The organism is Imperialibacter sp., assembly GCF_040222815.1.
In the GTDB taxonomy this organism is placed as follows: Bacteria; Bacteroidota; Bacteroidia; order Cytophagales; family Cyclobacteriaceae; genus Imperialibacter.
In genome coordinates this window covers 38,610-52,596 of record NZ_JAVKCH010000037.1, presented here as the reverse complement: position 1 = coordinate 52,596, position 13,987 = coordinate 38,610, and the positions used below count along the sequence as shown (strand labels likewise).

Sequence of the window (13,987 nt, the reverse complement as noted above, 5' to 3'; positions counted from 1 at the left end):
TGTCAGTTAAAAAAGCTATCGTTGAGAGGATAACCCAAAAGCACCTCGTCGTAGATTAAGTCGGCACTGCCTTCTTCAGTGTCCATCACAAACACGGCTGGCACTTTCACACCTCCGAGATCCATGTATCTGAGGTACCTGATTTCCTGCACGTCTTTTTTTGATGACTTTGAAACGCTGATAATTCTTTCCAGTGCTATCTCGTAACTCCCCTTGTCAACTAAAAACTCCAATTGCGACTCTTCAGTGTCAAGTGTCAGCTTGTAAAATTCCCCGTTGTTCCATTTTTCGGAAGACAAACTGAAGTGGCCGTCCCCCGTCTCCCTCAAAGGCGATGTCGATCTAAGCATCCAAAGCAGGTCGAACGACTCCTTTCCTTCCAACTCTGTGGTGATGCCGCCTTGTCTGCTTACAGCCCTCCCATTGGCATAGGTATCCGTCCACTTCACTCTCCCTTGTGTCCACTCAATCTTTATCTTATCCGGAAACTTCAGATAAGCCACGAATGAGATTGGCTCCATCGTTAGCGGCACGTACCGCCCCTTGATGCAAGCCGTGCGAAGCTGCTGAAGACTTGCCTCCCCTATCATACGAAAGTGTTTTTCAACTACCTGATTTTGTGCGAACAGCGTGGTGTGGACAAAGAAAACCAAGGTCAATACAAACCCCGCCACAACCGGCCCGGGAAGATTTTCATGCGCAAAAAGAAGTTTTCTCATAGTTATATGTCAAAAGTAGCAAAAACCAAACATTTCATGCTGTTGCTTAAATCATATATAATATTGAATTAGTCCAATATATGGCCCGAATAGTGACCATATGACTGCATAGTGGGCTTGCTTTTCGATTGAATAGCAGAAAAAAACATACATGTAAGGGGCCACGCCAGCTTCCGAAAACTGAGAGATGCCTACCCTTTAATTTTGAATCATACTTTACTCTCTGGTTATGTTAGTTGAAATTTTAAACGGTTACGAGAAAAAAGGCCCGATGGCTGCAAAGGATTCCAAGGCCTTTGTAACCACCAATATTATCAATTACTTCTTTGGCGCACTTAACGCTATCGTTGCATTTTCACTCTTCCGCACCTATAACATAGATGCGCCTTTTACTTTTGCTCTGATTAGCCTCACCCACTTTTCTCTTACACTATATACCAACAGCCACAAAGGTTTCTGGAAGAGATACTGTACACTGGCTAACGCCAGTTTGTTCACAATACTCCTGGGATATGCTTTTGACGGCATGCTGCCTATTCAAATACTGTTTTTTACGCTACTGACTGGAATATCGGCGCTGCTTTTCGGAAACAAAGAGAAAAAATCGTTGGTGCTCTGGTTCTCCATCCCATTTCTATTCCTCACCATCACCTCACTCTCCTCGGTTACCTTCGGCGACATCAGCAAATCACACCTTTCCCTTAATATCCTCCTGATCTGCGTGGGCATATTTGCCATAGCATTTGGCCTTGGCTCTACCATTATTAAGGTTCGTCAGGTACAAACCATACTAGATGCCTTGCTACGGTCTTCTTCAAAGGAAAAAAATTCGTTCTCCAGCCTTTCATCCAGCAATCTTGAGCTGATAAAAAACGACATCACTGAGAAAGAAGGAGTTTATAAGCTGCTTGCCACCCACTCGAAAGACATTATCCTCCTTTGCTCAAGACAGGGGGAAATTACCTACATCTCCCCTGCCGTAGAAACCATTCTTGGTTACCAACCCTCAGAAGTAATTGGTGAAAACATCAAGATGTTTATCGACCCAAGTGCCAAGGGACTGACACAAGACGGCACAAATAATGACTTCTCGGTGAGAACGAAGGCAGGCAACTTTGTATGGCTGGAAGCTACTGCGCAAAAAATATTTAACGAAGAAGGACAGCACATTCAAACTCAGGCCATTCTCAGAGACGTAACCGAGCAAAAGTGGCTAAACGAAGTACTAAAACAAACGACACAGCTAGCCCGCATTGGTGGCTGGGAAACCGATGTAGTGCCGGGAAGAAGTACATATACAGACAGTTTGGCTGAGTTGCTAGGGTTTAAAAGTGGTGAAATTCCGGCGGTCGGCGAAATTCTGAAGAAGTTTAGCAAAGCCTCTGCGGAAAAAATTGGTAGTGCTTATGCGCAGGTCTTCGAAGCAAATGTTGGCTTTGATATAGAGGCTGAATTGGAACTTCCCGGGAGTGAGACAAGCTGGGTGAGGATTGTAGTTGAGCCAAAAACTGAGAATGGCCAACTGCACAAAGTTATTGGCAGCCTTATAGACATTACAGAAAGAAAGAAAAACGAACAAGCGCTCAGTGAGTTGGCAATGGTGGCCCAATATTCAAGCTCAGGCACCATCATAAGCAACAAGAACGGGCTAGTGGAGTGGGTCAATGAGGCGTTCATCAAAATGTCGGGTTACAACCTCGAGGAAATGAAGGGAAAAAGGCCAGCCACGGTTCTTCAAGGCCCTGATTCTGATGTGCAGGTTAGAAAGGCCATGTGTGAAGCGCTTGACTCCGGCACTAGCTTCAGAGGAGAAATAATAAGCTATAACAAGGGAGGTGAGGCTTACTGGGTTGAAACACAAATAAACCCTGTTTTCAGCGAAAATGGCGAGTTAATAAAATTCATCTCTATTGAAAACAATGTGAGTGAAAGAAAAGCTGCAGAAAGCCAACTGCTGGAGGCGAAGAAAAATGCTGAAGAAGGATCTGTGGCAAAGGAAAGATTCCTGTCTACCATGACCCACGAAATACGGACTCCATTGAATGCTGTGATAGGCATGAGTAAAATTCTTATGGATGAGGATCCACGCAAAGATCAGCTTGAGCTACTACAGACACTCCACTACTCGGCCGAAAACCTGCTTACCCTGATCAACGACATACTTGATTTTTCAAAAATCTCTTCGGAAAACATTCAGTTTGAAAACATCCCCTTCAAGTTCAATGAAGAAATAAACAAGGCGGTTCAGTCGATGAAGTTTAAAGTGCAGGAACGAGGCAACACCATTGAGTTCGATGGGGATTCGAAGCTCCCCAAGCTACTTGAAGGTGACCTTCACAGGATTGTTCAGGTGCTCAATAACCTCATAGGCAATGCTACGAAATTTACTGAAAAAGGAAAGATCAGGGTAGCCACAAAACTGCTTCGCCAAGACAACAACAAACTTTGGGTCAGGTTCTCAGTGGCCGACAATGGCATTGGGCTGAGCAAAGACAAGCTTCAAATCATCTTCGAAAAGTTCAGCCAGGCTGATGCCTCGACTTCGAGAAAGTATGGTGGAACGGGCCTCGGCCTGGCCATTTGCAAAATGATAGTAGAACAGCAGGGCGGCAAAATATGGGTTGAAAGCAAAAACAATCAAGGCTCAACTTTCTATTTCGATATCCCTTTAAAAACCACAAATCAAACAATTAAAAGCGACCAGCATATGACACATCTACTTGAATCCCTGGAAGAAATCCGTGTACTTACTGTTGATGACAATCAGATCAACCAATTAGTACTTGATCGTTTTTTGAAAAAATGGAATGTTAGCTTCAAACAAGCAAGCAATGGCAAAGAGGCCATTGAACTAGCGAACAAGGAGAAGTTTGACATTGTTCTCATGGACCTTGAAATGCCGGTTATCGATGGGTATCAAGCAAGTAGAGAAATCAGAGAAACAAGTAATTTCAACAGCGACACCCCTATCATTGCTCTGACTGCCTCTACGAGAAAAGAAGTGGAGGGCAATGTGTATGCGGCCGGCATGAATGACGTAATGATGAAGCCCTTCAATCCTACTCACCTGCATCAATTGCTGATGGACTACACCATGCCGATCAGAACTTTGCATCATGTGGCATAACAAGAAAGACCACTAAGCGTGGTCCTTCTTGTTGATGATATCTCACAGCAACCTATACCGTTGTCCGCATGCAAACAGCTATCTACAATTTTTCCTCTATTTTTTCTGAATCCTCCATGTCTCAGTGAAGCTTCCTGCTTCATCAGAAATTACGAGAATGTACATTCCAGGTGTAAGTCCAGAAATATCCATTGCTGTTCTTTGGGGCCCATGACTAAAGGGAAGTGCTTGTAACATCAGCTCTCTTCCGGTCACATCCGTCACCCTCAAGTTAAGACTCTCAACTTTTCTTCTGACGAAATAATCGAGACTAATAATATCCTCGCCGGGGTTAGGGTACACATTAAGGTCACGAATAAACGGAGCTGCAATCCCCTTTACTGCTACTTTGTCCACTACAATTCCTTCGGGCGTTACAAGTGCGGCTACTGAAATCTCGTTGAGATCCGTCTCTGTGCCTAGTGTTAGCAAAATATCAGAGCTCTGATCCATTGGAACGCCCGGGTACTGAATATTTATGAGATAGGTGTCGTCTGGCAAAGTGCCAAAACTAAAATTCCCTTCTTCATCCGTCACAGTATATGCCACAAAATCATAGTCAAACTCATTGCCCTTTGCCCTAAACCGCTGGCGACTCAAGCTCACTCCGGCCCCAGCCACACGTTTTCTGTCAAGAATTCGAGCCTCTTCATCAGTGAATACGCTGTCTGGTAAGTCAGAGTCAACTCCTCCTGTTATCACACCATCGCCGTTGAGTGGTGGTGGTGTACCGAGAAGACCAATGGCCAACCCTGAAACCGGATTCCTTACCCTCAATGTATCCGCTTGTACCCAGTCAATAGTGCTTGAATAATAGGTTTGCAGAGCGTCGGGGAACAGCTCCAAGTCCGGTTTGGCTATTACGATATAGTCGCCGAGTACAATTTTGTTAACAGCAAACGCCCCTTCTGGAGACACCTGCGCAGCGGCTATTGAGTCATAGGGGCCACTCTTGATTTTATAAACAATGGCGGCACCACTGGTAAGAGGACTTTGATCAAAAGCTGAGTTGATCACACCAGAAATAGTTGTTGTGGCCAGCACATTCTGATTTCTGTTTCGAATACTAAAGTCAGGCACTTTCGGGCTCTTCACCTCCACGAAATAAGCACCCATCTTGTCATAGGTTACGTTGTCGATAATGTGGAATCGCCTTGTTGCGCCTTCAATAGGCTGATCGTTAAAGTACCATTGGTAGTTGTTGGTAAGACCGCTGACCTCAATGGCTACCTTATGAGCCTGCCCGACAGGCACGCTGTCGTATCGGGTTTCACCAAACCTGCGCTGCGGACTGAATAAGAACTTGTCGCCAAGAGCAGCCAGGTTTGTTTCGATGCTGACAAAACCGAGTCTGTTTCTCGTTAAATCCACAGCGGTTAAGCTGTCCAATCGCTTAAGATCAGGAAGGAACCTGATCTGGTTGTCTATTGCCGGGTCGAACGAAGGAGCTGAGTTGGAAAGATTAATAACGGCTAGCTCGCCAATGTCTCTGATGGCTGCTGGCATAGGGCCAACCATGCGGTTATTTGGCAAATTGAGCTGGCTCACTCGTCCATTCTTGAGCGTTATCCCACCCCAGGTAGACAACTCTCCCTGGAGCCAGTTGGTCTTGTTTACCCAGTTTGGCCCATCGGTTCCTTCATAGATCGCCACGAGCGCCAAACTATCTCTTTTTCGTGACGAAATCTTCAGCACGTACTCATCTGTGTCCAGCACAAGGTCGGGCACCGATGCATTGGCCACACGAGCAAAATAGGTTCCCTCACTGTCCTCCGTTGTACTCGCAATAAAATAGTCTTGTTCTACTGCACCAGCAATCTCAGCATCATCTTTGAACCACTGGTAGCTGTTCGTGGATCCTCCCATTTCTAACTCAAACAGGAACGCATCGCCTGCGCTATGCAGCGTATCGAGTGGGAGCCCAAACCTCCCTTGCGGGCTATAAGCAAAGCCATTCACCGCCAGGTTCGGCTCAATGGAGCCAAAGCCCACCTTGTTATTTGAGATATTTAGTGTGTCGAGGCTGGCCAACCCAGTGAGGTTGGGCACGAACGTGAATTGGTTCTGCTGCAAAATAAGAATCTGCAGGCTATCCATGGTGGCTACGCCCGCTGGCACCGAACCTTCAAGCTGATTGTCGAAGAGGTAGAGCGACTTCAAGCTTTTAAGCTTTGCAATCGAGTCGGGCAATGGACCTGTGAGCTTGTTTTGATGCAGATAGAGCGCCTCCAGGGCGGCCATATTACCAATTTCTGCCGGCACCGACCCGTCAAACTGATTGGCATCGAGGGCAAGAATCTTCAGTTTGTTGAGGTTCCCGATTGTAGGTGGAATTATTCCCTCCAATTGGTTCCCCATCACTCCAAAAATAGATTCCAGCATGGAGAGGTTGCCAATTGATGCTGGCAGGCCACCAATCAGCTGATTTCGCCCCAAATCAAGTGCGTTGAGTGACTGAAGCAGACCTATGTCATCCGGTATCTCACCCCCTATCTGGTTGTCATTCAAGTACAGCATTTCGAGCCTTTTCATCCCTGTAATGCTTGAAGGAATTGTTCCGTTCAATTGGTTGGCTCCCAGGTTCAATATGCGCAGAGAATCCATGGCAAATAGCTCGGTGGGCAACTCCCCTATCAAATTGTTTCCGGGAAGATCGATTTCTACTACTCTGCCATTGGAGGTCTTTATGCCATGCCAGAAACCAACAGGCAAAGCTGACTTCCAATTGGTTTTGTTCGTCCAGGTATCGCCGCCGGTAGTATCATACAACTTAACTATAGCAGCCAGGTCAGCTGAGTCCATTTGGCTGGCTGTCTTGAAAAAGCGCAAGTTAAGCCAATCGCCGCTTGCTGTTTTGTACTCCATCCACAACGTATCGGGAGCATAAATAACTGAGGACACAGACGCCAAAACGCCCGTAGGGTCTGTCAGTGAAGGTTTTGACACCACGTTGCACACCCTGCTCAGCGTGTCAATAACTGTCGCCGAGCCGAAGTACTTTTTGTAGTAGCCACCCGTTAAGCCATTGATAACATAGGTGCCAGGCGCTGTGGAATAAATGGCCGCATATGACTCCTCACTTTTTATGATTACCCCGTCTCGTTTTCTTGCCCCGTACTTCACCAGATAATCTCCATCCGTTAAAGGAAGCGCTCCACAGGACATCGTCACATTTACAGTGGCTGACACGGCAGACTGGCTAACACTTTGACCATAGGCGACCACCCTCACGTTGTAAACACTGTCCGGCAAAAGGCTTTTTATAAGCACCTGCGATGTGTCGGAGCGCACCACCTTGATGTTTGAAAAAGCAGCTGCGCCCGAAAGCTTGGCCTGCACCAGGTACGAAGAGGCATCAGCTACTGGTGCCCACTGTATGTAGGCTGACGTAGTATTTGCGGCTACAGCCTTACTAATAACAGGAGCCAGCGGTGTAGCCGACTGACCGTGCATAGTAAAGAACAAATCTCTTTCTTCTACACCCTCAAATTTTGTCGATCCAATTTGCGCATTAAAATGCACTCCGCCTGCCACTACCGCCGCATTGTGATAGGCTGAATAGTTCATCGCCCAGGAATATAGCTCTCCCTCACCGGCATCTGCCCATTTAATGGTGCCATTGGTATCAAACGAGGCAAGGTACAAAAGACCTCCATTGACGACCGGCCCACCAAACGGTGTCGGTTCAATATCCATTGCACCAGCTACAAAAAAGCCCGTGGGGTCAGCAGCTATTTTATATGGGTAGTCACTTCCTTGCGGAGTTCCAAAAGTTTTCCCCCATATGCCCCGACCTGTGCTGCCGTTCAACTTGGCAATAAGGTTTAATTGTCCATTTTGACTTACGGTTATCGTGTCTATTGAAATCGAGCTGCTTTTGGGGGAGGCTAACACCAACACATCTCCACTTGCATCAAGGGCTATGTCCCTGGCCTCATCGTCACCTGTCCCACCAATGGATCTAAGCCATCGTATGTTTCCGGCAAGGTCATAGTGAGCCACAAAAAGGTCTGTTCCGCCTATGCCAGTAGCAGGAAGTCCGCCAAAAGTCCAGTCGTTGTTGTACTGCCCAAGCACATAAACTCCGGCGCTGTTGACTTTCACTCTTTGGAACTGATTAACAAAGGCTGTTTGAGCGGAGACCAACGCCCCCTGCAAAGCCAGAAGTGGTGCGCCAGTGGCATCATATTTCAATAGTGCATGACCTCCGCCGTTTAAGGTTGTGGCCCCGTGAGTAAGGCTACCGTTGAAATAGCCTGCCACAAAAACATTTCCAACCGAATCGACGGCGACTGACAGTCCCCCCGACTCGCCAGTCCCGCCGGTCGGCTTGGCCCAAATAACGTCGCCGTTTGCCGCATTAAGCTTAATGGTTATCATGTCCGTATGGCCCAGAGCAGGGAGTGAATCCGCTCCGATGGTCATCGCTCCATTATAATAACCCGTCACATACACACTTCCCTGCCCATCAATCTGAACTCCCTCTAAAATATCGGTTCCTGTGCTACCGAAACTTTTTGCCCAAATTGGGCTACCTAACGAATCAAGTTTGACAGCCAAAAGGTCATGTGCGCCTTTGCTCGTGACTTGCAGGGCACCAAATGTGGTTGTGTCTGTTGCGTATCCAACCAAATAGGAAGAGCCCGAGGCGTCAGTGACCACATCCAGAAAATTTTCCCTACCCTTTCCCTTAAAAAATTTTGTGTTTTTCCAGGAATCCGCCAAAGAATTTGAAAACGTAAATACTTCTTCAGTATAGGTATAGTCGGAATAGACACCTTGCAGAGATCGCAACCTGTAGTAATAGGTCGCTCCCGAGGCTACGGACACATCAGAATAGGTCAGCACCGAATCAGGCAGTGACGCAATTTGGCTATAGGGGCCAATGAAATCATCCGCTCTTTCTAAACTATAGCTTGCTATACCCGGCACGGCGGCCCACTTTGCACTCACCGAACCATTGAACGTGGCAAATGCCTGAAAGGCACCTGGCGCAGCCGGAATAGGCAAACCAGAATCGTTGTGAAAAACCAAAAACCCATTTCTATTGCCCTGGTCTATTAAATCGGTGACACCAAAGCGCTGAGTATATTCGAAAGAACCCGTCATTAGAATCCCCTGATCAATAGCTGAGTATTCCAGTCCCCAGGGAAGGCCAAACGAACCTTCTGATTTGTCGGCCCAACGCACTGTTCCGTCGGTTCCGTAGGAAGCTAAGAAAAGCTTTCCGTTGCTGAGCGTGTTGGTGTCGAAGCTGGTGGCACCATAGCCCATTGTGCCTGCTATGAATGCGTTGCTTCCGTCGGTCGTCAAACTATATGGAAAGTCATTTTCATTGGCAGTTCCTGCACTTTTCCCCCAAAGCACTGTTCCGTCTACTCCATTGATCTTTGAGAGAAAAATATCGTATCCAGTTCCCGAATTGGTAACACTCACGGCATCGACCGTAGCTGTCGCACCGTTAAAATCCCCTGTCCAAAATACATTTCCGGCACCGTCAACCGCCACCTCCGCACTGTAATCTTCTCCTGGCCCTGCAAGGGTTCTAACCCACTTCAGGGAGCCGTCGGTGCCGTAGTTGATCAATACCGCATCTCTGAGCGCATTGGGTGTGATCGGTGTGCCTTCGAAAGACCACTGGCCGTCTACTTCACCCGAAACGTAGACATTGCTGCCGCTAACTGCAACCGAGTTAAAATTGTTAACAAAGCGGGTGTTGCCCACAAGTGTACCAAACCTTGCAAAAATCTTGCTGCCATCAGGCCCTACTTTGTAAAGAGCGGGCCCTCCTCCTCCACCGCTAAATGTAGTAGCTCCGAATGTAAAGTCTCCATTGTAGTATCCCGCCAGGTAGACGTTGCCATCAGCATCCACCCCGATTTTGTTGACAGAAGTTTCCTCAGGGGCGTTGATGTTGGTAATCCAGTTTGTCGTACCATCAGCACTCAATTGCATTACAAAGCCATCTCGCACGCCGGGGCTGACTTCCGTCACCGACTGGCTATCAACGATGAAAGCATCATTGTAATGGCCCCCAACATAAACCAATCCTGCGGGGCCAATTTCTACGTCTAACGCTACTTCTACCGCCAGGCCTCCAAAGGTTTTTATCCAATCAATGGTTTTGGCGCTATTCACTTTAATGACAATGGCATCGTTAGCGCCGTTGGAGTAGATACTATCTCCTTTCAGGAACAAGGTGCCTGAAAAATTTCCCGCCAGGTAGGTATTGCCGAGGCTGTCGACCGCCATATCGAGAAGGGTGAGCCGGCCCGGAGTTAGGAATGATTGCTGGATATTCCATGTGTCGGGCAAGCCGTTGCTGAAAGTGGCGGTAACAACGGAAGGCGAATATGCAGATACGGTAAGTCCGTTTTCATGCTTGAGTCGGTAATAATATACGGTGTTGGCAAATAGCCCAACATCCGAATAACTCGATATCGTATCACTAAGTATACCAACCGTCAGAAAAGGGCCTGCATCGCTGGTAGCACGCTCCAAATAAAGAGAGCCGCCATTGGCAAATTGGTAAGGTGTCCATTTCAGTTCAATGCTATTTGCCGACTTAGTGCCAGCCAAAAGCCCTTTTGGAACCGTGCTATTTTCGGTCACGGTCAAAACCTGATTAATCCCCGGATTTAGAATTACGTCGGTATTGCCAGAAGGCCAGTTCACTGTAACCGAAGTGATTGCAGTTTGAGCTCCTAAGCCGAAATGCTGGATCACGCTGTTTTGACCAGCATAACCAGATCCTGTTTTAACAACTCTACTCTGCGCACCCGCAGAGTATTGCAAAGTTATCTTAGCACCAATTCCTTCGGCATTGGAGATGCTTCCAGCCAACTTCACCTTTAGCCAGTTGTTGGCATTCCCAACATTAAGATAACCTCGAGGGATATTGGTTTCCAATTGCCCATCTGAACCAACATTGCGGTCAATATTCAGCATGTCAAGGAAGCCGTCGTTGTTAAAATCTGCCAAAGTAACGGCGTAAAACTGGTAATATTTATACAGTGTTTGCTGAAGAGCATCGAGTTTTGTAAAGCTACCGGCGCCATTATTTAAAAAAACCGGGGGCTCTATTGCTGGTGTCAAAGTAATCAAATCCAGATCCCCATCATTGTCAATATCCCCAAGCGTTGCTCCCCGGGTATTGATATCAAGGCCAGCAAATGTAAAGTCATCGGAAACTGTAAAGTTACCTGCGCCATTATTTGTAAATAGTTGGGTGTCGCCTGCTCCCTGACCACCAAAAAGGAAAAGGTCTTGATCCCCATCATTATCTATATCACCCCAGCTATGGCCTCTGGTTCCTAACACTGGCTGAGTTACAATAGGACTGCTAAGATTCTGGGTAAACGTGCCATCGCCATTGTTCTGAAAATAAAGCCTTCCAGTGAGGTAGCTAATAAAAAAGTCCAGAGTTCCATTATTGTCAACGTCCTCCCACGAAGCAGTGGCTAGTTGAGCCAAATTAACCCCAAACGCACCGACAACTTCTGTAAAAGTGTTGTTGCCGTTGTTTTTGAATAGAGTAATGGGACTTGACACATTGGCACTCCCCCAAACAGCCAAATCAATAAAACCATCACCGTCGTAGTCACCCCAAACACCACCCTCCGTATTGTCAAGATTGGCTACCGCAGGAAGCGTGAGGCCGGTAAAAGTGTTGTTTTGATTATTCAAATACACTTTCACATCTATGGTTGGAGGAGCGTCTGATCTATACCCCAAATCGCCTACAAAAATATCCGGGTACCCATCATTATTAATATCGCCCCAGCTAGCCGAACGAGGATCGAGTAAGTCTGTAGTTAAATCTCCCGCACTAATAGAAGTGAAGGTGCCATCACCATTGTTTTGGTAGAGTCTATTTGGAGTGCCCGGACCAGTAAAACCTGCGCCAATAAACAAGTCCTCATCGCCATCCTGATCAAAATCTGCCCACGCCTGGGCATATGTCTCGTTTGGAATTGAATCAGCAAAGATAGTGTTGGTCTCATCCAAGAAGAAAAGAGTCTCTGCCTTGGATCTAAGCGTTTTCGGAAAGGAAGAAATGGTAACAGCTAAAGTGGGATGATCAATATTAACAATATATTCTCCGGCATCTGTAGCTGTTGTAAAAGCACCGATCGAATATGTGTTGCTATTGGCTCCAGGGATGTCAACTCCATCCAGGGTCCATTGGTAGGTAACTCCTGTTCCAGACTGTACAGGCACGGTGAAAGTAAACGGATCACCATCCTGAAGAAAAAATTCTGTGGGGTTTACCGTGCCGAGATTTTGCTGTGGGTCATAGCTAAAGCCAGGCCCCAACGGCTCATATGGTTCAAGATCCCCGAACTGAAGCTTATTCTGCGTAACATCCAGAGTGCCTATGCTTATCCAATCGAGAGTAAAATCTGGCAAAGCGTCAAAATCATTGGCATTCAGCGCCACATTCACAAGACCTGTTAGCGAAGACCAAGCGGCTGGCACACTGCCTGAAAAGCTATTGTGATTAAGATATAGGTTTGCCAGGCTACTGCCAATATTGCCAAGCTCGTCGGGAAGCACCCCCGACAAGTTGTTATCAGAGATGTCCAGATAAGTTAATCCTGTCAAATCACCAATTTCTGCCGGAACCGCCCCTTCAAAATTATTGCTGGCTATATCGAGTATTGCTACAGTGAATAAAGAGCCCACAGGTATTAACGAACCTGAAAGGCTGTTATTTGAAAGGTCAAATGTTGTTATTGTTACCAAATTAGCTATTTCTACTGGCAGTGATCCATAAATCCCATTGCCTTCCAAATAAAGATCAAGAAGAGCGGAAAGGTCTCCAATAGATGGAGGCAAAAGACCAATTAGATTATTGGCATTTAAGCTGATCTGGGTAACTCGATCACCGGCTACTGTAACGCCATACCATGTTGCCACGTCCCCTGTCAGCCAATTGGCATTATTTATCCAATTTCCCCCGTCTGTCGAATTGTACAAATCAACCAGTGCCAAAGAATCTGCTGCATTGACAGATTGATAAACAATTATTGGTTTACTGGAGATGGTAAGCCCGGGAAAAACAGAATTAGTAACATTCAAAATGTAAGTGCCACCATCACCGACAGTGGCGCTAGGAATACTATATGTGGCAGCGTTAGCACCCGGAATATCAATAATCCTTTGCCATTGATAAGCATCACTTGCGCCAGCTCCGGGCAGAGGTGGATCAAATAGCAATGGGCTGCCGGTTTGTAAGTGAATATATTGGGTAATACCAAACTCCTGCTGAGTAGGAGAACCAGTAATGATTGCACTATTTGGCTCCAAGTCTTCGAAAGTAAATATGTTTCCATCTACTTCAAATGTCGTTAAGCCAACCAAAGCAGATAAATCCGGCAAATCAGTTAACGAATTTTCCTGCAAATACAGTGCGGTGAGCGCTGTAAGATTCACCAGCGATCCCGGAACTGCCCCGACAAACTGGTTATGATTTAACCACAATGTCCCGAGATTTACCAAATTGCCTATTTCCGTTGGGATGGTTCCTGAGAACTGATTTGGTGCCAAATCCAAATACGTCAAATTGGTCAGGTTGCCAATCGAAGTTGGCAATGATCCGGATAACTGGTTATCCCACAACTGAAAATCCACCAATGCTGTGAGGGTACCGATTTCAGTAGGGAGGGAGCCGCTTAGCATATTTCCTCCTAAGTTCAGGTTAGTAAGTGCCGTGAGGTCGCCAATAGAAGTTGGTATTGTGCCAACCAAGTTGTTTGTATTTAGGTCAACCTGTGTCACTCTGTTCCCAACGACCGTAATTCCGTTCCAGGTAGGAACAGCCCCAGTGGTCCAGTTAATGTTATTACCCCAACTTGCACCATTGGTGGCATTATAAAGATCCACCAGCGCCAGGGAGTCAGCCGCCAGCACCTGGGCCTTGACTTGTGACGGTTTGGATATCAGCAATATGAAGAAAACTGCGGATACTACTGCCAGAAAGGCATACTTAGTCTTGGGAGTGTTTGGTTTGGTCAACATAATACTCAGGCTAGCGCTAATACTAATTTAAAACATGTAACAATATAAACTATTTGTCAAAAAGTCATCAAACTTTGACCAA

The 13,987-nt window shown here is 46.6% G+C and carries 3 protein-coding genes; 1 reads left to right on the top strand and 2 read right to left on the bottom strand.

The window, feature by feature from the left end:
- Positions 1–2: 2 nt before the first annotated feature.
- Positions 3–719, bottom strand: a complete 717-nt coding sequence (locus RIF36_RS18505) for a hypothetical protein (RefSeq protein WP_350127016.1) — start codon at positions 717–719, stop codon at positions 3–5.
- Between the two features lie 229 nt (positions 720–948).
- Between RIF36_RS18505 and RIF36_RS18500 the strand changes: the two genes are divergently transcribed.
- The gene (locus RIF36_RS18500; RefSeq protein WP_350078833.1) at positions 949–3,846 is read left to right on the top strand and encodes a PAS domain S-box protein; all 2,898 of its coding nucleotides are present in this window, start codon (positions 949–951) and stop codon (positions 3,844–3,846) included.
- A 96-nt stretch (positions 3,847–3,942) separates the two neighbouring features.
- Here RIF36_RS18500 and RIF36_RS18495 read toward each other — a convergent pair whose 3' ends face one another.
- A complete protein-coding gene (locus tag RIF36_RS18495) occupies positions 3,943–13,905 on the bottom strand; it encodes a leucine-rich repeat domain-containing protein (protein ID WP_350149501.1) in 9,963 nt (3,320 codons plus the stop codon).
- Positions 13,906–13,987 lie beyond the last annotated feature (82 nt).